The 20,847-nt window shown below is 64.0% G+C and carries 18 protein-coding genes and 1 pseudogene; 7 read left to right on the forward strand and 12 right to left on the reverse strand.

Annotated elements, in window-relative coordinates:
- The first annotated feature begins 111 nt into the window (after positions 1 to 111).
- From BMI88_RS15770 to BMI88_RS19935, 5 genes and pseudogenes are all read left to right on the forward strand, one after another.
- Positions 112 to 390 carry a DUF1153 domain-containing protein gene (locus BMI88_RS15770; protein WP_078520740.1) on the forward strand — a complete coding sequence of 93 codons (279 nt, stop codon included), beginning with the start codon at positions 112 to 114 and terminating at the stop codon, positions 388 to 390.
- Positions 391 to 485: 95 nt separating this feature from the next.
- Positions 486 to 1,199, forward strand: a pseudogene (locus tag BMI88_RS15775) (response regulator transcription factor).
- Between the two features lie 90 nt (positions 1,200 to 1,289).
- Positions 1,290 to 3,413 (forward strand): NAD-dependent DNA ligase LigA, encoded by a 2,124-nt coding sequence (gene ligA, locus BMI88_RS15780; protein WP_078550273.1) that lies wholly within the window; start codon positions 1,290 to 1,292, stop codon positions 3,411 to 3,413.
- Positions 3,410 to 5,500 (forward strand): ATP-dependent DNA helicase RecG, encoded by a 2,091-nt coding sequence (gene recG / locus BMI88_RS15785; RefSeq protein WP_078550707.1) that lies wholly within the window; start codon positions 3,410 to 3,412, stop codon positions 5,498 to 5,500. Before ligA ends, recG begins: the two co-directional genes overlap by 4 nt.
- 112 nt (positions 5,501 to 5,612) lie before the next feature.
- Entirely contained in the window at positions 5,613 to 5,735 is a 123-nt protein-coding gene (locus BMI88_RS19935) for a hypothetical protein (protein WP_255266459.1), read from the forward strand.
- Between the two features lie 169 nt (positions 5,736 to 5,904).
- Here BMI88_RS19935 and BMI88_RS15790 read toward each other — a convergent pair whose 3' ends face one another.
- A complete protein-coding gene (locus tag BMI88_RS15790) occupies positions 5,905 to 6,333 on the reverse strand; it encodes an iron-sulfur cluster assembly scaffold protein (protein WP_078550275.1) in 429 nt (142 codons plus the stop codon).
- Between the two features lie 61 nt (positions 6,334 to 6,394).
- Between BMI88_RS15790 and hisI the strand changes: the two genes are divergently transcribed.
- A complete protein-coding gene (hisI, locus tag BMI88_RS15795; protein ID WP_078520736.1) occupies positions 6,395 to 6,757 on the forward strand; it encodes a phosphoribosyl-AMP cyclohydrolase in 363 nt (120 codons plus the stop codon).
- Between the two features lie 28 nt (positions 6,758 to 6,785).
- Here the strand turns inward: hisI and gluQRS are convergent, their stop codons facing one another.
- The 10 genes from gluQRS to BMI88_RS15845 all read right to left on the reverse strand — a co-directional run bounded on the left by gluQRS (position 6,786) and on the right by BMI88_RS15845 (position 18,776).
- Positions 6,786 to 7,634: a tRNA glutamyl-Q(34) synthetase GluQRS gene (gluQRS, locus tag BMI88_RS15800; protein ID WP_078550277.1), complete on the reverse strand. Its 849-nt coding sequence runs from the start codon at positions 7,632 to 7,634 to the stop codon at positions 6,786 to 6,788.
- Between the two features lie 21 nt (positions 7,635 to 7,655).
- Complete coding sequence (locus tag BMI88_RS15805; RefSeq protein ID WP_078540846.1) at positions 7,656 to 7,850, reverse strand: hypothetical protein; 195 nt, start codon at positions 7,848 to 7,850, stop codon at positions 7,656 to 7,658.
- A complete protein-coding gene (gene trmFO, locus BMI88_RS15810; RefSeq protein ID WP_078550279.1) occupies positions 7,847 to 9,196 on the reverse strand; it encodes a methylenetetrahydrofolate--tRNA-(uracil(54)-C(5))-methyltransferase (FADH(2)-oxidizing) TrmFO in 1,350 nt (449 codons plus the stop codon). The genes BMI88_RS15805 and trmFO overlap by 4 nt, the downstream gene beginning before the upstream one ends.
- A 52-nt stretch (positions 9,197 to 9,248) precedes the next feature.
- On the reverse strand, positions 9,249 to 10,025 hold the full coding sequence (locus tag BMI88_RS15815) for a hypothetical protein (protein WP_078550281.1): 777 nt from the start codon (positions 10,023 to 10,025) through the stop codon (positions 9,249 to 9,251).
- A gap of 197 nt (positions 10,026 to 10,222) precedes the next feature.
- Positions 10,223 to 11,833 carry a BCCT family transporter gene (locus BMI88_RS15820; protein ID WP_078550283.1) on the reverse strand — a complete coding sequence of 537 codons (1,611 nt, stop codon included), beginning with the start codon at positions 11,831 to 11,833 and terminating at the stop codon, positions 10,223 to 10,225.
- 323 nt (positions 11,834 to 12,156) lie between these two features.
- The gene (gene gyrA, locus BMI88_RS15825; RefSeq protein WP_078550285.1) at positions 12,157 to 14,973 is read right to left on the reverse strand and encodes a DNA gyrase subunit A; all 2,817 of its coding nucleotides are present in this window, start codon (positions 14,971 to 14,973) and stop codon (positions 12,157 to 12,159) included.
- Between the two features lie 148 nt (positions 14,974 to 15,121).
- Positions 15,122 to 16,939 (reverse strand): translational GTPase TypA, encoded by a 1,818-nt coding sequence (gene typA, locus BMI88_RS15830; RefSeq protein WP_078540857.1) that lies wholly within the window; start codon positions 16,937 to 16,939, stop codon positions 15,122 to 15,124.
- 98 nt (positions 16,940 to 17,037) lie between these two features.
- Positions 17,038 to 17,373, reverse strand: a complete 336-nt coding sequence (locus BMI88_RS15835; RefSeq protein ID WP_078520728.1) for an SMR family transporter — start codon at positions 17,371 to 17,373, stop codon at positions 17,038 to 17,040.
- 18 nt (positions 17,374 to 17,391) lie between these two features.
- Positions 17,392 to 18,039, reverse strand: coding sequence for a YitT family protein (locus tag BMI88_RS15840; protein ID WP_078521032.1), 648 nt, complete (start codon positions 18,037 to 18,039; stop codon positions 17,392 to 17,394).
- A gap of 119 nt (positions 18,040 to 18,158) precedes the next feature.
- Positions 18,159 to 18,776: a YitT family protein gene (locus BMI88_RS15845; protein ID WP_078550287.1), complete on the reverse strand. Its 618-nt coding sequence runs from the start codon at positions 18,774 to 18,776 to the stop codon at positions 18,159 to 18,161.
- Positions 18,777 to 19,201: 425 nt separating this feature from the next.
- On the opposite strand from BMI88_RS15845, the gene BMI88_RS15850 reads away from it, so the two are divergent.
- On the forward strand, positions 19,202 to 19,423 hold the full coding sequence (locus tag BMI88_RS15850; RefSeq protein WP_078550289.1) for a hypothetical protein: 222 nt from the start codon (positions 19,202 to 19,204) through the stop codon (positions 19,421 to 19,423).
- A 153-nt stretch (positions 19,424 to 19,576) separates the two neighbouring features.
- Here BMI88_RS15850 and BMI88_RS15855 read toward each other — a convergent pair whose 3' ends face one another.
- On the reverse strand, positions 19,577 to 20,791 hold the full coding sequence (locus BMI88_RS15855; RefSeq protein ID WP_078550291.1) for an NADP-dependent isocitrate dehydrogenase: 1,215 nt from the start codon (positions 20,789 to 20,791) through the stop codon (positions 19,577 to 19,579).
- Positions 20,792 to 20,847: the final 56 nt, after the last annotated feature.

Genomic DNA, 20,847 nt, shown 5'->3' on the forward strand with positions numbered 1-20,847 from the left:
GACGTGCAGCAATATAGGAAAATGCGACCCACTCTCAACCCCGCGTTTCACGCAGTGTTAAGGCCCCGCGCGCCAGTGTGGCCGGCGTGAAGAGCTTGAAGGGGTGAGCCCATGTATCTCAAGAAAGTCGATGGTCCGCGCGCGGTGACCCTCGCCGACGGCACGATCCTGACGCGCGCGGATCTGCCCTCTCCGAAAACCCGACGATGGGTGGCGAGCCGGAAAGCGGTGATCGTGCAGGCGGTCGCGCATGGGTTGATCGCCCGCGACGAAGTTCTGGAGCGTTACGCGCTCTCTGACGAGGAATTGGATCTCTGGATCGAGGGTGTCGAAAGGCACGGGATTCAGGGACTTAAAGTCACTGCGATCCAGAAGTTGAAACAACTTTAGATTGCGGTGTAACGGAATCGTGACAAGGTAACCCGGTGTTAACCATTTGGTGTAAGTCTCGACCCCGATCGAGGGATTAATGCGGAGAACCCAGGATGCGGATTTTATTGGTGGAAGACGACCCGACGACGTCGCGCAGTATCGAATTGATGCTGACGCACGCGAATCTCAACGTCTACTGCACCGATCTGGGGGAGGAAGGAATCGATCTCGCGAAGCTCTACGATTACGATCTGATCCTGCTCGACCTCAATCTTCCCGACATGAACGGGCACGAGGTGCTACGGCAATTGCGTCTGGCCAGGATCGACACGCCGATCCTGATTCTCACCGGCGCGGACGACACCGAGAACAAGATCAAGGGATTCGGCTTCGGCGCCGATGACTACATGACCAAGCCGTTTCATCGCTAGGAATTGGTGGCGCGCATTCACGCGATCATCCGCCGGTCCAAAGGTCATGCCCAATCGATCATCCGCACCGGCAAGATCTCGGTCAATCTCGATGCGAAGACGGTCGAGGTCGACGGCAAGCCGGTGCATCTGACTGGCAAGGAATACCAGATGCTCGAACTGCTCAGCCTCCGGAAGGGCACGACCCTGACGAAGGAGATGTTCCTCAACCACCTCTATGGCGGCATGGATGAGCCCGAATTGAAGATCATCGACGTCTTCATCTGCAAACTGCGCAAGAAGCTGGCCGATGCCACCGAGGGCGAAAATTACATCGAAACCGTCTGGGGCCGCGGCTATGTGCTGCGCGATCCCGACCCGTCCGAGTTGGAACGTCGCATCGCTATGGGTGCCTGACTTCCCTCAAGCCGATGATCTCCGTCGTCACGGCTCTTTACGCCCCCTCGGCGCTTGCCTAAACCAAGGTCAGCACGAGGGGGTCTTTTTATGTCCGAGCCAAGCCGCACCGAGATCGACGCGCTGAGCGAGGCCGAGGCCCGCGCCGAGCTGCCCGAGCTGATCGAGAAGATCGCGGCGGCCAATACTGCCTATCACACCCATGACGCGCCCGAGATTTCGGATGCGGAGTATGACGCGCTCAAGCAGCGGCTCGCGGCGATCGAGGCGAAATTCCCCGCGCTGAAATCAGACCAATCGCCCAGCGAACAGGTGGGCGGGCAGCTGGCCGAAGGCTTCGGCAAGATCACCCATGCCGTCCGCATGATGAGCCTCGCCAACGCGTTCTCCGACGAGGACGTGACCGAATTCGACGAGAGTATCCGCAGCTTCCTCGGTCTGAAATCCGACGCGCCGCTCAACTACACAGCCGAGCCGAAGATCGACGGTCTCTCGCTGTCGATCCGCTACGAACACGGCAAGCTGATCCATGCGGCCACGCGCGGCGACGGCGCGGTTGGCGAAAACGTCACCGAAAATGCCCGCACCATCGACGATATTCCGACGTCGATCTCGGATGCGCCAGACGTGCTGGAAGTCCGCGGCGAGGTCTATATGAGCCACGCCGATTTCGAGGCGCTCAACACCCGCAACGAGGCCGCGGGCGAGAAGCGTTTCGCCAATCCACGCAACGCCGCCGCCGGATCGCTCCGCCAGCTCGACCCGAAAGTCACCGCCGCGCGCCCGCTGAAATTCTTCGCCTATGCCTGGGGCGAGCTGGCCGCGCCGCTTGCCGAGACCCAGATCGACGCCATCGCGCGGCTGCAATCGCTCGGCTTCCAGACCAACCCGATGACTGAGCTGTGCGACGGCCCCGCCGATATGCTTAGCCATTACCGCGAGATCGAGGCCAAGCGCGCCACGCTCGGCTACGATATCGACGGCGTCGTCTACAAGGTGAACGACCTCGCGCTGCAGCGGCGTCTGGGCTTCCGCTCGACCACGCCGCGTTGGGCGATCGCGCATAAATTCCCCGCCGAGCTTGCCTGGACGCAGCTCGAAGGGATCGACATTCAGGTCGGTCGCACCGGGGCGCTCTCGCCGGTCGCGCGGCTGACGCCGGTGACCGTGGGCGGCGTCGTCGTCTCGAACGCGACGCTGCATAACGAGGATTACATCGCCGGGCGCGATTCCAAGGGCGCCGAGATCCGCGGCGGCAAGGATATCCGCATCGGCGATTGGGTGCAGGTCTATCGCGCGGGGGACGTGATCCCGAAGATCGCCGATGTGGACCTCACGCGCCGCCCCGACGATGCGGTGCCCTACGACTTCCCGACCCATTGCCCGCGCTGTGGATCCGAGGCGATCCGCGAAGAGGGCGACGCGGTGCGCCGCTGCACGGGGGGGCTGATCTGCCCCGCGCAAGCTGTGGAAAAGCTGAAACATTTCGTATCCCGCGCGGCTTTCGACATTGAAGGGCTCGGCGCGAAACAGGTCGAGCAATTCTACGAGGACGGCTGGATCAAGGAGCCCGCCGACATCTTCACGCTGGAAGAGCGCTACGGTCAGGGCCTCCAGCAACTCAAGAACCGCGAGGGCTGGGGGGAGAAATCCGCGCGCAACCTCTTTGCCGCGATCGCCGAGAAACGCACGATCCCGCTGCAACGGCTGATCTTCGCGCTCGGCATCCGCCATGTCGGCGAAACCAGCGCCGGAATGCTCGCGACTCATTACGGCACGTGGGAGGCGTTCGAGACCGCGATGACCCAGGCCGAGTGCGGGCAGGGCCAGGAATGGGACGATCTGATCTCGATCGACGGGGTCGGCGAGACGCTCGCAACATCCGTCGTGACAACCTTCCAGCAAGAGGCCGAGCGCGCCTCGATCGACCGCCTCACCGCGCATCTGAGTGTCGAGGAGGCCGAGAAGCCGAAATCCGACAGTCCGGTTTCGGGCCTCACGGTGGTTTTCACCGGCACGCTGGAGAAGATGACCAGGGCTGAGGCGAAAGCGCGGGCCGAGGCGCTTGGCGCCAAGGTCTCGGGCTCGGTCAGCGCCAAGACCGACCTGCTCGTCGCAGGGCCCGGCGCGGGCTCGAAAGCCAAGAAAGCGGCCGAGCTGAACATCCGCGTCATCGACGAGGATGAATGGATCGCGCTCGCGGGGGGCGCATGAGCACGCGGCCCGCAGAGCTTTTCGAGCTTTTTGCCGAGCTCGACAGTCTTGCGGGCGTCGGCCCGAAAACGGCTAAGCATTTCGAGGGGCTGGGGATCACCCGCCCGCGCGATGTACTGTTCACCTTGCCCTATTCGGTGATCGATCGCCGCCCCGTCGCGACCGTGCATGGCGTGCCCGCGGGCACCACCGTCACCGTCGAAGTGACCATCGGCGCTCATAGCCCCGCGCGCAAACAAGGCGCGCCCGATCGGGTTCTGTGCCATGACGCGCAGGGCGATATCACGCTGGTCTTCTTCCGGGCGCGCGGCGACTGGCTCGCGAAACAGATGCCCAACGGGGCGCGGCGGATCATTTCGGGCAAGCTCGAGATATATGACGGGCAGGCGCAGATCGTGCATCCCGACTACATCCTGCCGCCCGAAAATGCGGGTGAGATGCCCCGGTTCGAGCCGGTCTATCCGCTCACCGCGGGCGTCACGCAAAAGCTGATGGCGAAGGCGGCGGAGGGGGCCTTGGCGCGCGCGCCCGACCTGCCGGAATGGATCGACGATGCGCTGAAGCGCCGCGAGGGCTGGCCGGATTGGCAGGACGCGGTGCGAGCGGCGCATCACCCTGAAAAGATTGACGATCTTTCGTCCACCGCGCCGGCGCGCGCGCGTCTCGCCTATGACGAGCTTTTCGCCCACCAGATGACCCTCGCGCTCGCGCGGCGCCAGTCGCGGCGCAAGAAGGGCCGCGTGACGCGCGGGACGGGCAAGCTTTCGGCGCAGGTGCTGGCGAGCTTGCCTTACAAGCCGACCGGCGCACAGACCCGCGCGATTGCCGAGATCGCGGGTGATCTGGGCTCCGAGCGGCGGATGAACCGGCTGCTGCAGGGCGATGTCGGCGCGGGCAAAACGCTGGTCGCCTTCATGGCGCTGCTGACGGCGGTAGAGGCTGGCGGGCAGGGCGTGATGATGGCGCCCACGGAAATCCTCGCGCGCCAGCATCTCGAAGGTCTGGCGCCGCTGGCCGAGGCGGCGGGCGTCCGGCTGGAGATCCTGACCGGGCGCGACAAGGGGGCGGAACGCGCGCGCAAGCTCGCCGATCTGGCCTCGGGCGCGATCGGGATCCTTGTCGGGACCCATGCGGTTTTTCAGAAAGACGTGGAATTTCAGGATTTGCGGCTTTCCGTGATCGACGAGCAGCACCGCTTCGGCGTGGCGCAGCGGATGGAGTTGGGCGCCAAGGGGCAGGCGGTCGACGTGCTGGTGATGACCGCGACGCCGATCCCGCGCTCGCTCGCACTGGCGCAATATGGCGACATGGATGTGAGCCTTCTCGACGAGAAGCCGCCGGGCCGGACGCCGGTCAAGACCGCGCTCGTCGCGATGGAGCGGATGGGCGAGGTGGTCGAACATCTGCGCAAAGCGGTGGCCGAGGGGCGGCAGGCCTATTGGGTCTGCCCGCTGGTCGAAGAAAGCGAGCGTGTCGATCTGAGCTCTGCGACCGACCGTTTTCTGGCGCTGCGCGCGGCGCTTGGCGACGATGTCGTGGGGCTGGTTCACGGCCAGATGCCGTCGGCCGAGAAAGACGCTGCCATGGCGGCCTTCGTGAAGGGGCAGACCCGGGTGCTCGTCGCGACGACGGTGATCGAGGTGGGCGTAAACGTGCCCAACGCCTCGATCATGGTGATCGAGCGGGCCGAGAGCTTCGGTCTCGCGCAGCTCCATCAGCTGCGCGGGCGGGTCGGGCGTGGGGCCGCGGCCTCGACCTGCCTGATGATCTACCAGACGCCCCTGAGCGAGACGGCCGAACGCCGCCTGTCGATCCTGCGCGAAAGCGAGGACGGGTTCCGCATCGCTGAGGAAGACCTCGCCATGCGCGGGGCGGGCGATGTGATCGGCACGGCGCAATCGGGCTTGCCGCGCTTTCGCGTGGCTGACCTCGAACGCCAGGCCGGTCTGATGGCGGTGGCGCAGTCGGATGCGCGCAAGCTCCTGTCCGACGATCCCGAGTTGAGCGGCCCGCGCGGACAGGCGGCGCGGGTGCTGCTGTGGCTGATGGAACAGGACCGCGCGATCCGTTTGATCGGTATCGGCTGAGCCCCGTTCGACTCACGTTCTCCCCCAGTGTTCTCAAATGTTCCTAAAAAGTTCTTTACACGCGACGTCAAATGTGAGAACAAAGTAGCAACAGAGGGATTGGAGGTGCCAGATGGCCAAGGAAATCAAGGAACTTCTCGACCGCAATCACAGCACACTGCTGGCCGACGCCGTGGGGGGTATCGCGCTTTGCGCAAGCTTCATCATGGCGCTTTGGCTGCCGGGGCTCCTCTAAGCCCGACCTGTCTCATCGTTACTGCCTCGCGCTTTTTGGCTGCCGCACCTGTCCCAAACCTGCGGCTTCGCCTGTCCCCCAGGCCCGCCTGTCCGTAAAGCGCAACTTCAGCCGCCGCTCTTTCGAGTGGCGGCTTTTTTTTATCGCGAGAGAGGTGGAGGTTAGCGGCTCAGCACTGCTCGAGCGCTTCGAGCGTCGCCTCGGGGGCGAGCAGGATCGAGCCATGCCGGTTGGGGTAGTCGCGCGCGGCTTGCAGCACCTCGTATTCGCCGAAAGGCGCATCGGGGACGGGGCCGCCCTTGAGCATCTCGGCCAGCTGATCGCGCAGCTTCGCGACCTCGTCGCGCGTGCGACCCACGACCTGCGCCCCGAAGATCGCAGCCGAGGCCTGACCCAGCGCGCAGGCATGCACGGTCTGGCTATAGCCCGAGACGCGGCCGTCCGTGCAGGTCAGAGAAACCTCGACCGTGGAGCCGCACAGCGGCGCGCGCTTGCGCACGGTCACATCGGGCGCGGGGAGCGGATCGGTGCCCGGCATATCGGCGGCGAGCGCCAGAATACGCTGCGAATAGAGCTTGATCAGATCGGTGTCGCTCATCTCTTTCCCCTTCGGCCCGTCCGGCGTAGATAGGACCTGAGCCACAGGAAGGAAAGAGCCGATGCCATTCGATCCCGCCAGCTTGACCTATGACGCCAACGGTTTGATCCCCGCGATCGCGCAGGATGCGCTCTCGGGCGATATCCTGATGATGGCATGGATGAACGCGGAAAGCGTAGCGAAGACACTTGAAACAGGGCGCGTAACCTATTGGTCGCGCTCGCGAAAATCGTTCTGGGTGAAGGGCGAGACCTCGGGTCATGTGCAGCGCCTGCGCGAGATGCGGGTCGATTGCGACCGCGACACGCTGCTGGTGTTGGTCGAGCAGGAAGGCCCGGCCTGCCACACCAATCGCCGGTCGTGCTTCTATACGGCGATCCGCGATGGCGAAGAGGTCGAAATTCTCACGCCGATGGAAGATTGAGACCGGCCCTTCGGGGAGGATATTTCCGTCAAGAGGAAGCTGGCAGCCCGACCATGCGGCGAATGTCGTCGGGGCTCGCCCCGTCCTCGCGGTATTTCGCGATGGCGCGGGCGTCGTCGCGCTTGGCGAGGCGCTTGCCATTATCGTCACGGATTAACTCGTGATGGCAATAGGTTGGCGTCGGGAGTTCAAGTAGAGTTTGAAGCAGAACATGGATCTGCGTGGCGTCGAACAGATCCGCGCCGCGGGTGACATGGGTGATGCCTTGCGCGGCGTCGTCGAGCACCACGGCGAGGTGGTAGGACGTGCCCATCTCGCGCCGCGCCAGCACGACATCGCCCACCTTGTCGATCAGATCGGCGCGGGAGACGTTATGCGTGCCTTTGTGTAGTGCGCAGATTTCCTCGAAACGGATATCGCGGGCGGCGCGTGTCATGTTCAGGCGCAACGCGCTGTCAGGCAGCGGAGCCTCGGGGCGGCGCGCGCCGCGCTCGCGGCAGGTGCCCGGATAGATCAGACCGTCGGGCCCGTATTGCACGCCTTCCTGCGGTGCGGAGGCTGCCGCCTCAATATCGCGCCGCGTGCAGGTGCAGGCAAAGAGAAGGTCGCTTTCCCAAAGTCTTTCAAGGGCTTCGCGATAGATGTTCAAGCGGTCAGACTGACGCAGAACCGGCCCGTCCCAAGTCAGCCCGAGCCAGCGCAGATCGTCGTAGATCTGCTCCTCCCAATGCGGTCGCGCGCGGCTTTGGTCGATGTCTTCGATGCGCAGCAGGAACTGGCCGCCGGCCTTGCGCGCCATGTCATGCGCGAGGATCGCGCTATAGGCATGGCCCAGATGCAGCGGGCCCGTTGGCGAGGGGGCGAAGCGTGTGATCATCGACGCGCGCACCCCGCCAAATCAGCCGCCCGCGCGGCGATCCGCATGCGCCTGATAGATCAGGATCCAGGCGAGTGCGATGAACATCGGATGCGTCAACCCGCCCGAGAAGATGATCGCCGGAATCCAGATCACGAAGACGAGGATCGCAAGGAAGATGCGTCCGATCAGCACGATAGAAAGCGGCGGCAGAAACAGGGCCAGAACGTAATTCATACAGTCTCTCCTTGCTGCGCCAGCCAGTCGCCGAAGACCGTCTTGGCGCGATCGGTATAGGCCTTGTAGCGGTCTTTGCGGCCACGCCGCCCGCCCTTGGCGTCGATCGGCGGGAAGAGCCCGAAATTGACGTTCATCGGTTGGAACGTCTTCGCCTCGGCCCCGCCGGTGATGTGGGTGATCAACGCCCCCATCGCGGTTTCGGGTCCCGGCGGCGGCAGTTCGCGGCCTTGAAGTTCGGCAGCAGCCATACGGCCGGCCAGCAGCCCCATCGCGGCGCTCTCGACATAGCCTTCGACGCCGGTGATCTGTCCGGCGAAGCGCAGGTTCGGGTGCGATTTCAGCCGCATCTGCGCATCGAGCAGCGTCGGCGAGTTGATGAACGTGTTGCGGTGGATGCCGCCGAGACGCGCGAATTTGGCATCCTGAAGTCCCGGAATCATGCGGAAAACATCGGCTTGCGCACCGTACTTCATCTTGGTTTGGAAACCCACGATATTGTAAAGCGTGCCAAGCGCGTTGTCGCGACGCAGCTGCACCACGGCCCAGGCTTTGGTCTGCGGATCGTGTTCGTTGGTCAGACCGACGGGCTTCATCGGCCCGTGGCGCAGGGTTTCGCGGCCGCGTTCTGCCATCACTTCGATCGGCAGGCAGCCGTCGAAATAGCCTGCGGTTTCACCCTCGTGGAACTCGGTCTTGTCGGCCGCGAGAAGCGCGTCGATGAAGGCCTCATATTCGTCCTTCGTCATCGGGCAGTTGATATAGGCCGTGCGCTCTTCCTCGGTCTCGCCCTTGTCGTAGCGCGACTGACGCCATGCGACGGACATGTCGATCGTGTCGGCATAGACGATGGGGGCGATGGCGTCGAAGAAGGCCAGACGCTCTTCGCCGGTGGCTTGCAGGATCGCTTTGCCCAAGGATTCCGAGGTCAGCGGGCCGGTCGCGAAGATCCATTTGCCACTTGAAGGAAGCTCCGTAACCTCTTCCTCGGTAAAGGAAATATTCTCATGGGCACGCAGCGCCTCGGTCACGGATTGCGAAAACGCCTCGCGGTCCACGGCGAGCGCGCCGCCTGCGGGCAGTCGATGCTTGCGCGCCGTGTCCATGATCAGCCCGTTCGCAGCCCCCATCTCCCAATGGAGCTGGCCCACGGCGTTGCGCTCGTGATCGTCCGAGCGGAACGAGTTCGAGCAGACCATCTCGGCATAGTTGCCCGTCTGGTGCGCAAAGGTTTCGACCTTGGGCCGCATTTCGTGCAGCACCACGCGGATTCCGGCATTCGCCGCTTGCCAGGCCGCTTCCGAGCCCGCCATGCCACCGCCGACGATATGTAGTTCTTCTGTCATGGCCGCTCATGTAGTGGTCAAAGCGGCAAAAGGGAAGGCCGATCGCAGCTGCTCAGTTCAGGGCGAAGGTACCGCGCGCGAAGAGGCCGTCGAGCGGGCGGATCGGCGCGAAGCTCTGGTTGCGCACGCCGTGGCCGCGCGCGCCGAAGCGTACTGTGAGGCCGAGGGCGAGACTCGTCTCGTCGCGGCTGTCGGGGCGGCCGGTAAAATGGGCGCGCTCGATGCGGGTGAAGAGCATCGCGGGGCCGTCGCCCAGCCGGTGGCGCAACCCGAGCGCGGCGATGGTCTCGCGGGCGCTGAAGGCAAGTTCGGAGATGTCGACGACGGAAAGCCCTGCGGTCAGCGTCGTGCGCGGGCTGACGTCCCACCGTGCGGCGAGGCCCGCGAAGACGTAATCGTTGCTGCCGGGTTTGACGGTGCCGAGCCCGCCGCGCGCCGAGACGCTGCCGCGCGTGCCCACGGCCCAGATCGCTTCGGCGCCGAGCGCATAGGCCGTCTGGCTGGCGTGGCTGGTGTCGGAGACGGCGGCGAAGAGCCCGTATTTGGCGCGCTCCGTGGGCGCCATGTAGAGATGCGCCGCGAGATCGCCGCGCCAGCGCGGACCGGCATCATTTGCGCCGAGATCGAGTTGCAGCCCATGCGCCGGGGTCAGGGCGAAATCGGCGCTCAGATCGGCGCGGGCGGCTCCAAAGTCGCCGGTGGTGTTTTGGATCGTCAGTTCGGCCCCGGTGAAGCCAAGCGCGCTTTGGGCAAGCGCGGGGGCAGCGCTGACGGCTGCGGCGAGACAGAATACGGCGCCCCGCAGGGCAGAGACAGGAGTGTGGCGCATGATCGGACCTCGTGACGCGGTAACTGAACAAGGCCGATCTTCGCCGGCTGCGCTTCGGGCCCATGCTCCGCTGCGGCTTTGATCTCTTTTGGCAGGCGGGTGGGTCTTAAGGAAGGGTTAAACTTTCTAATGGGTTAACGGCCCGGAGCGTTTCCACTCCGGGCCGTTCGATAGGGTCTGCCCTCGGGATCGCGCGATCAGAAATCGTCCAGCTTGGGCCGCTTGCCGATCGAGACGTGGTCGATATCCTCCAGCGCGAAGCCCTTTATGATCGAGGGGATCATCATCGACACGAGGATGAAGATCGGCAGGCCTACGACCGTGATGACCTGTTGCAGCGCCGTTAGCCCCGCATCGCCTGCGAGCACGATCAGCATCGCCGCGACGAGGCCCTCTGCTGCGCCCCAGAAGACGCGCTGATGGACCGGGCCCGGCGTCGGTGTGCCGGTGCAGAGCATATCGACCACGAGGGACGCCGAGTCCGACGAGGTTGCGAAGAAGATCGCGACCACGATCACCGCGATGCCTTGGACGATATGGACGAAGGGGAAGTGCTCGAAGAAGGCGAACATCGCGAGCGGAACGCTATCCGAGACCGCTTGCGACAATTGCCCCGCCTGATCGCCCATCGCATCGCGGGCGGCCTGACCGATGCCGTCGAACTCCATCGCCTGCCAGCCGAAGATCGCGAACCAGATCAGAGTGAAGAGCGAGGGCGCCAGCAGCACGCCAAAGACGAATTCGCGCACCGTGCGGCCGCGCGAGATGCGGGCCACGAACAACCCGATGAAGGGCGACCAAGTCACCGTCCAGGCCCAGTAGAACACGGTCCACGAGCCCTGCCAGCCCCAGCCGGGCGTGTCGGGGTTCTCATTGGCCAGCATGTCGTTCCAGAAGGCGAGATGCAGCAGGTTGTCGAAATAGAGCCCGAAGGTCTGAACGATCCCGCGCAGCAGGAACAGGGTCGAGCCGAAGATCAGCACGAAGACCATGAGGCCCACGGCCATGCCGATATTGATGTTCGACAGCAGCTTCACGCCCTTGTCGAGCCCCGCCACGATCGAGGTGATCGCCACGGCGGTCAGCACCGTCAGGATCGCGATCTTGACGAACGTGCCGTCGCCCGTACCCAGAAGCGCGTCCAGGCCAGCGGCGATCTGGCTGGAGCCGAGGCCGAGCGAGACGGCGACGCCGAACAGCGTGCCGAGGATCGAGGCGATGTCGATCGCTTTGCCGATCGGCCCGTTGATGCCCTCTTTCAGCAGCGGATAGAACACCGAAGACACCCGCACCGGCAGGTCGTAGCGGTTGATGAAATAGGCGAAGCCAAGCCCCGGCAGCGTGAAAATCGTCCAGGTATGCAGGCCGAGGTGATAGACCGCGATAGAGATCGCGTCTTTCGCGGCCTCGTCGGAATAGGGCGCGACGCCCGGTAGCGGCGGCTTGGAGAAATGGCTGATCGGCTCGGCCACGCCCCAGAACATCAGCACCGTGCCGATGCCGCCCGCGAAGAGCATCGTGAACCACGACAGGTTGCCGTACTCGGGGCGGCTGTCCTTCGGACCCAGCCGGATGTGGCCGTGGCGCGAGAGTGCGGCCCAGATCAGAAACCCGAGCCAGATGTTTACGCCGAGGATGAAGAACCAGCCGAGATTGGTGACAATCCAAGAACGGCCCGTGGCGAACGCATCGCCAATCGGGCCGGGGAAGATGACAAGCGCGAGCACGAAGAGGATCGTGAAGCCTGCTGATACGAAAAAAATGGTGGGGTCGGTTCGTAGGCCGAGCCTGTCTGCAAAGGCTTTCATGAAACTCTCCCTGTTTCTAATAGTGCAACCGCAACGGGTGGCTTCAGGGGTGGTTCCGCGCAGACGGGACATTGGAGGAAAGAAAAAATGGAAACGGCCCGGCGCGTGGCCGGGCCGCAACATCGGAATGCGTCTGCAATCAGAAGGTGGATCGGTAGCGGAGCAGCTTCTTGTTCGAGCCTTTGCAGAGCGCCACACGTAGGGCGAAGTTCCAGACGTCGAATCCGTGCTGTAACAAGAAAAAGCCCCCGTCCTTGCGGAGCGGGGGCTTGATTTCATTGCTTTTTGCGAAGCCGTCCGGAATTGGGAGCAGCCTCGGCGGTTCAGCTTTCGCTATCCGGCGTGCCGCCGTCACCCGACGTGTCCGGCGCGTCCGGCGCATCGGTCGACCCTTCGGCGTCCGGCTCCAGATCGTCGTCCTCACCCTGATCGGCGATCCGCGCGACCGAGACCACGACCTCGCCCTTGGCGGTGTTGAACACACGCACGCCACCGGCAGAGCGCGAGCGGAAGGAGATGTCTTCCACCGGGCATCGGATCGACTGACCCGTCGAGGTGGCGAGCATGATCTGATCGCTCATCTCGACCGGGAAGGAGGCCACCAGCGGGCCGCCCCGCATCGCCTTGTCGATCGCCGTCACGCCCTGACCGCCACGACCGCGGGTCGGGTAGTCGTGCGACGACGAGATCTTGCCGGAGCCCTTGGACGTAATCGTCAGGATCAGATCCTCGGCGGCGGACATCTCGGCGTAGCGTTCGGTCGAAAGCTGACCTTCGGCCACGGCTTCCTCGTCCTCGTCCGGCTCGATCTCTTCCTCGGTGACGCCCGCCATCAGGCGACGCTGCTTGAGATAGGCCACGCGCTCTTCCGAAGTGGCCTCGAAGTGGCGGATGACCGACATCGAGACGACCTCGTCATCGCCCTTCAGCTTGATGCCGCGCACACCGACCGAGTTGCGCGAGTTGAACACGCGCACTTCCGGCACCGGGAAGCGGATCGCGCGACCGCTGGCGGTGACCAGCATCACGTCGTCATCCTCGGAACAGATGCGCGCATTGATCAGGCGCATCCCTTCGTTCTCGTCCTCGAATTTCATCGCGATCTTGCCGTTGCGCATGACGTTGGTGAAATCCGACAGGCGGTTGCGGCGCACGGTGCCCTTGGAGGTCGCGAAGACCATCTGCAGGTCGTCCCATTCCGTCTCGTCGCGATCGACCGGCGTGATCGCCGCGATTGAGACGCCGGTGGGGATCGGCAGGATGTTGACGATCGCCTTGCCCTTGGATTGGCGCGAGCCGAGCGGCAGCTGCCAGCACTTCATCTTGTAGACCATGCCGCCGGTCGTGAAGAACAGAAGCTGCGTATGGGTGTTGGCGACGAACAGCGTGGTGACCGTATCGTCATCCTTCAGCGCGCCACCCGACAGCCCCTTGCCGCCGCGCTTCTGCGAGCGGAAATCGGCGAGCGGCGTGCGCTTGATGTAGCCGCCCTGGGTGACCGTCACGACCATGTCTTCGCGCTCGATCAGGTCTTCGTCGGCCATGTCGCCGGCCCAGTCGATGATCTCGGTGCGGCGCGGCACGGCAAACAGCTCGCGAACTTCGCGCAGCTCGTCGGCGATGATCGCCATGATCCGCTCGCGCGAGGCGAGGATGGCGAGGTATTCGCGGATCTTCTCGGCCAGTTGGGCGAGTTCGTCCGTGACTTCCTTCACCCCGATCTGGGTCAGACGCTGCAGGCGCAGATCGAGGATCGCGCGGGCCTGCGTTTCCGACAGGTTGTAGGTGCCGTCGTCGTTGACCGGATGCAGCGGATCGTCGATCAGCTTGAGATATTCGACGATGTCATGCGCGGGCCAGCGGCGCTCCATCAGGCGGGCGCGGGCCTCTGCCGCATCGGCCGAGGAGCGGATGGTGGCGACGACTTCGTCCACGTTGGACACTGCCACGGCCAGACCGCACAGGACGTGGCTGCGCTCGCGCGCTTTGCGCAGCTCGAACGCGGTGCGACGAGCCACAACTTCCTCGCGGAAGCTGATGAAATAGCTGAGGAATTGGCGAAGCGTCAGCTGCTCGGGGCGGCCGCCGTTCAGCGCCAGCATGTTGCAGCCAAACGAGGTCTGCATCTGCGTGAAGCGGAAAAGCTGGTTGAGCACCACATCCGGGGTCGCGTCGCGCTTCAGCTCGATCACGACGCGGACGCCGACGCGGTCGGATTCGTCGGCGATGTTCGAGATGCCTTCGAGCTTCTTCTCGCGCACCAGATCGGCGATCTTTTCGATCATCGCCGCCTTGTTCACCTGATAGGGAATCTCGTCCAGCACGATCGCGAAGCGGTCCTTGCGGATTTCCTCGACGCGGGTTTTCGCCCGGATGATGACCGAGCCACGACCTTCAAGGTAGGCCTTGCGTGCGCCACCACGGCCCATGATCAGGCCGCCGGTGGGGAAGTCGGGAGCGGGGACGATCTCCATGATCGCCTCGTCCGACATGTCCGGGTTGTCGATCAGCGCCAGCGTCGCGTCGCAGACCTCGCCGAGGTTATGCGGCGGGATATTGGTCGCCATGCCGACAGCGATACCGCCCGCGCCGTTGACCAGCATGTTCGGGAAGCGTGCGGGCAGAACCGTCGGCTCTTCCTGCTTGCCGTCGTAGTTGTCCTGGAAATCGACCGTGTCTTTCTCGATATCGGCGAGAATGTAATTGGCCGGTTTCGCCATGCGCACTTCGGTGTAGCGCATTGCTGCCGCGTTATCGCCATCCATCGAGCCGAAGTTGCCCTGACCGTCGAGCAGCGGCAGCGACATCGAGAAGGGCTGCGCCATCCGCACCAACGCGTCGTAGATCGCGGCGTCGCCATGCGGGTGATACTGACCCATGACGTCGCCGACCGGACGTGCCGATTTGCGATAGGGCTTGTCGAAGGTGTTCCCGGTCTCGTGCATCGCGAAGAGAATGCGCCGGTGAACGGGCTTCAGGCCGTCGCGCAGATCGGGGATCGCGCGGCTCACGATCACGCTCATCGCGTAATCGAGATAGGCGGTTTTCATCTCGTCCGCGATGGACACAGTGGGGCCGAGATAAGCGGGCCGCCCGGGGCCTTCTTCTTCGGTTTCCGGCGGTTCAGGAGTGTCGGTCACGCGCGCCTCGATATTCTAGATATTGTTGTGGAACCTTATAAAGGCCGCAAGCGGCGGGTGCAATCATGGAGAAGGCCCCGGCGGGTGCGCGGGGCCTTCTTCGTGACGTCAGCTTGCGGTGTTCCGGTGCGGCGCGGGCCGCAACCGATCACGCTTCGCGCGCGGCGCGCTTCCGCTCGTGCGGATCGAGGTGCAGTTTGCGCAGGCGGATCGATTTCGGCGTGACCTCGACGAGTTCGTCATCGTTGATATAGGCGATGGCTTCCTCGAGCGACATCCGCGTCGGCGGGGTCAGGCGAACCGCTTCATCCGTGCCCGAGGCGCGGACGTTGGTCAGCTTCTTGCCCTTGAGCGGGTTCACTTCGAGATCGTTCTCGCGCGAATGCTCGCCGATGATCATGCCGGTATAGACCTGCTCTTGCGCGCCGATGAACAGCTTGCCGCGTTCTTCGAGGTTCCACAGCGCGTAGGCGACCGATACGCCATTCTCCATCGAGATCAGCACGCCCTGACGGCGGCCGTCGATCGGGCCCTTGTAAGGTGTCCAGCCATGGAACAGGCGGTTGAGCACGCCCGAGCCGCGCGTGTCGGTCAGGAACTCGCCCTGATAGCCGATCATGCCGCGCGACGGGACATGGGCCACGATGCGGGTCTTGCCACCCTCAGCGGGACGCATCTCGGCCAGCTCGCCCTTGCGGTAGCCGGTCAGTTTCTCGATCACGACGCCGGAATATTCCTCATCCACGTCGATGATGACTTCCTCGATCGGCTCCATGCGCTGGCCGTCTTCCTCGCGGAAGATCACCTTCGGGCGCGAGATCGACAGCTCGAACCCTTCGCGGCGCATGTTCTCGATAAGAACGCCCATCTGAAGTTCGCCGCGGCCCGAGACCACGAAGGCGTCGCCGCCGGGGGTGTCCTCGACGCGGATCGCGACGTTGGTTTCGGCCTCTTTCATCAGGCGGTCGCGAATGATGCGCGACTGGACCTTCGAGCCGTCCTTACCGGCGAGCGGCGAGTCGTTGATGCCGAAGGTCACCGAGATCGTCGGCGGATCGATCGGCTGCGCGTCGATCGGGGTGTCGACTTCGGGCGCACAGAGCGTGTCGGCCACGGTCGCCTTGGTCATGCCCGCGACGGTGACGATGTCGCCTGCGACGGCTTCGTCGATCGGCTGCTGCGACAGGCCACGGAAGGCGAGGATCTTGGTGCAGCGGAAGGCTTCGATGCGGTCGCCCTTGCGCGAGAGCGCCTTGAGCTGATCGCCGACCTTCAGCGTGCCCGCCTCGATGCGGCCCGTGAGGATGCGCCCGATGAACGGGTCGGCCGAGAGCGTGGTGGCCAGCATCTGGAAGGGCTCGTCGGCGCGGAATTCCTGCTTCGGCGGCTCGACATGCTTCAGGATCAGATCGAACAGCGCGTCAAGGTTCTCGCGCGGGCCGTCGAGCTCTTCGTCGCACCAGCCGCCGATGCCGGAAGCGTAGAGATGCGGGAAGTCAAGCTGCTCTTCATCGGCGTCGAGGTTCGCGAAGAGGTCGAACACCTCGTCGAGCGCGCGATCGGGCTCGGCGGCGGGCTTGTCGACCTTGTTGAGCACGACGATCGGCTTGAGGCCGAGCGCGAGCGCCTTCGAGGTCACGAACTTGGTCTGCGGCATCGGGCCTTCGGCTGCGTCCACCAGCAGCACAACGCCGTCCACCATCGACAGGATACGCTCCACCTCGCCGCCGAAATCGGCGTGGCCGGGAGTGTCGACGATGTTGATGCGGGTGCCTTTCCACTCGACCGAGGTGGCCTTGGCGAGAATGGTGATGCCGCGTTCGCGTTCGATGTCGTTGCTGTCCATCGCGCGTTCGGCGACGGCTTGGTTTTCACGGAAAGCGCCCGATTGGCGCAGAAGCTGGTCCACGAGCGTCGTCTTGCCGTGGTCCACGTGAGCGATGATCGCAATGTTGCGAAGGTCCATGGGAGGTCGTCCTGTTCTTGAGTTGCCCCGCCCATAAAGGAAAGATCGCCTCTCGGCTAGCCCCCAGCGCGGCAATCGCGCCGCGATGCGGCATCACGTCAGTGGAAATGCGATTTCGAGAACAGGTTGATCACGATGATCCCCGTCAGAATCAGCGCGATCCCGATCAGGGCGGGCAAATCCAGCCGCTGATTGAACATCAGCCAGCCCACGCCCGCGATCAGCACCATGCCGATCCCGGACCACAGCGCATAGGTGATCCCGAGCGGCAGCACTTTCAGCACCAGCGTGAAGAAATAGAGCCCGCCGATGAAGCCCACCGCGACGCCCACCGTCGGCCAGAACCGCGAGAATTGCTGGCTCGCCTGCAGACAGGCCGAGCCGAAGGTCTCGAAGGCGACCGCTATGAGCAGGAAGAGATAGGTGTTGAACATGTCCGGCAGTCTGCCGGATCACTCGGCGATATACCAGTCGCGACGGTGGTTCATCGCGACGATAAAGTTCAGCACCAGCGCGCCCAGAAGCGAGTAGAGCACCAGCGGCGGCGCAAGGATGAAGCTCGCGATGACAAACAGGCACAGGTCGTGGATCAGCTGCGTCCAGCCAGCGCGGAAGCCGAACTTGTCTTGCAGGATCACGGCGACGATGGAGACGCCGCCGAGGCTGCCCTTGTGGCGGAAGAGGCCAAGAAGGCCTACGCCTGCCGAGATGCCGAACAGAACGGCGGCCACGGCGGGGTGGATTTCGGCAACATGCAGGACGGGTTTGAGCGCCTCGGCCATCAGCGACACGAGCGTCACGGTCACGAGGCTTTTCAGCGCGAAGCCTGCGCCGCGCGCGAAATAGGCGAAGGCGTAGAAGGGGATGTTGATCACGAAGAACACGACCCCGAAGCTGAACCCGGTGATATAGGACAGGATCAGCGCGGCTCCTGCGGTGCCCCCGGTCACGAGGCCTGCGGCGCGCAGCAGGTGAATCCCCAGCGCGGCCTGTGCGGCGGCCACGACAAGGCCCTGCAGATCCTCGAGCTTCGAGTAATGCGGACGGGTCGCCTCTTTGGCTGCGATCTGGTCGGCGGTGATATGTGCGTCAGTGGTCATGACCTAATAATAGGGCATAAAAGCTGACCTACCAAATCGCTGGGCGCAGGTCGGCTTTGCATCGCGCGAAAGGGTCGGGGCAGGGTGCGCGGACCCGTTGCCCGCAGATCACGCCCCGATCAGGTGGCGATATAGCGGTCGCGGCGGTGGTTGATCAGGATGATCACATTCAGAACCATCGCGCCCAGCAGCGACCACAGCACCTTGTCGAGCGGCAGCACGAAGAGCGCGAAGAGGAACACGCCGCAATCGAACAGGATCTGCGTGCGGCCAGCTTTGAAACCGGTCTTGTCCTGCAGATAAAGCGCCACGATCCCCACGCCGCCGAGGCTTGCGCCGTGGCGGAACAACGCCAGAAGGCCCGCGCCTGCGGTCACGCCCGCCAGAACGGCGGCCGCGCCGGGGTGGAGAATGGCGAAGCTCAGAAGATGCGGGAATATTTCGGTAAATCCGGACAGAAGCGCGACCGAGAGCACCGTCTTCACCGTGAACCGCGCGCCCATGCGGCGGAAGGCCAGCCAGTAGAAGGGCAGGTTGAGCGTGAAGAAGATCGCGCCGAAGCTCCATCCGGTGACGTAAGACAGCACCAGCGACAGGCCCGCGATCTGCCCGGTGAACAGCCCCGCGCCATGCAGCAGCGACACCGACAGCGCCACCAGCAAGGTGCCAGTGAGAAGCCCTTGGGTGTCCTCGGGCAGGGTGTGGCGGTGCGGGTCTTGGATACGGGTCTCGCTCATGGCGCTCAGATGCCACGAGGCAACGTCAAGCGCAAGAACTGAGGCGCATCGGCAACAGAGGTGCTCCAATACCTGCGGATCACAGTCGCGTGAGTTGCCGCCGCTTCCGGGATCGGGCCAATTGGCGCCATTCGCAATGCCCAAGACAAGAGGAGGGCCGCCATGATGTCATATCGCCAAGCCCTCGCATCGCAGTGCGAAACTCGTATCGGCTTTTCGGTCACCACTCGCGTCGCACGACGCCAGGACTGACCCTCCCGATACGCCCCGGGGCCTAGGCCCCACTCCCGCAAACTGACCCGATTTCCGCGTCCCGATCCTGTCGCGACGCATCTTGGCCGCGCTCTCGCGGTCCCCGTCGGGTCTTCTTTCACATCAGTAGAAGAAAGGCCGGTTGCGGGCGGAGTCCCGCGCCGGGACATGACATGATCCAGACTCTCGAGCGTCCGAGCGACGCGTTCACCATCGAAGCCGCCATCGCCAAATTCGGCGCAGGCAAAGTTCTCCGTGCGGCACTGTTTGCGCTGATCGCGCGTGGCGGCAAGCCGCGTCCGCTCGATGCGGAGCAGCTCAGCGACCATCTGCGCAGAGATATCGGGCTCGGGCCCGCCGAGCCTCCGCCAGAGCCGTGGAGCATGATGCGGTAAGAGAAAGGGCCGGGCGTGTGATGCGCCCGGCCCGACTAAGGATTGAGGGACGCGCCCGACCTCGGGTGGGCGCAGCCCCGGGGCTGGTCGCCCCGCGCCAGAAACGAAAAAAGGCGGGGAGCCCCCCGCCTTCCTCAGTCCATCTCGCAGCGCTCAGAGCGACAGCGACTTGTTCAGGTATTCGTCGATCTTCTCGAGGAAGCCCATCGTGGTCAGCCATTTCTGATCGGGGCCGACGAGCAGCGCGAGGTCCTTGGTCATGTGACCGTCTTCGACCGCCTGCACGCAGACCTTCTCGAGCGTTTCCGCGAAAGTCTGAAGCTGCGCGTTGCCGTCCAGCTTGGCGCGGTGCTTCAGGCCACCGGTCCAGGCGAAGATTGAGGCGATGGAGTTCGTCGAGGTCTCCTTGCCCTGCTGGTGCTGACGATAGTGACGCGTCACCGTGCCGTGGGCGGCCTCGGCTTCCACCGTCTGGCCATCGGGCGTCATCAGGATCGAGGTCATCAGGCCCAGCGAGCCGAAGCCCTGCGCGACCGTATCCGACTGCACGTCGCCATCGTAGTTCTTACAGGCCCAGACATAGCCGCCCGACCATTTCAACGAGCTCGCCACCATGTCGTCGATCAGGCGGTGCTCGTACCAGATGCCCGCTTCCTTGAACTTCTCGGCGAATTCTTCCTCGAAGACCTGTTGGAAGAGATCCTTGAAGCGCCCGTCATAGGCCTTGAGGATCGTGTTCTTGGTCGAGAGATACACCGGCCAGCCCTTCAGCAGACCGTAGTTCAGCGAGGCCCGCGCGAAGTCGATGATCGACTTGTCGAGGTTGTACATGCCCATCACGACGCCTGCGTCGGGGGCCTTGAACACTTCCTTCTCGATCACCTCACCGTCGTCGCCCACGAATTTCAGCGTGATCGTGCCCTTGCCGGGGAAGCGGAAATCGGTGGCCTTGTACTGGTCGCCATAGGCGTGACGGCCCACGACGATCGGCTTGGTCCAGCCCGGAACGAGGCGCGGGACGTTCTTGCAGATGATCGGCTCGCGGAAGATGACGCCGCCGAGGATGTTGCGGATCGTGCCGTTGGGCGAGCGATACATGCGCTTGAGGTTGAATTCCTCCATCCGCGCCTCGTCGGGGGTGATCGTCGCGCATTTGACGCCGACGCCGTATTGCTTGATCGCCTCGGCCGCGTCGACGGTGATCTGGTCGTCGGTCGCGTCGCGGCTCTCGATGCCGAGGTCGTAATATTTCAGGTCGATATCGAGATAGGGCAGGATCAGCTTCTGCTTGATGAAGTCCCAGATGATGCGGGTCATCTCGTCGCCGTCGAGTTCGACGACGGGGTTGTCTACCTTGATCTTGGTCATGCGCGTTCCTTCCAAAATTCACGGGTTTGTGTTCCGGGGAGGCCGGGAATCGAAAG

It is taken from the genome of Thioclava sp. F36-6 (assembly GCF_002020305.1).
Taxonomy (GTDB): Bacteria; Pseudomonadota; Alphaproteobacteria; order Rhodobacterales; family Rhodobacteraceae; genus Thioclava; species Thioclava sediminum.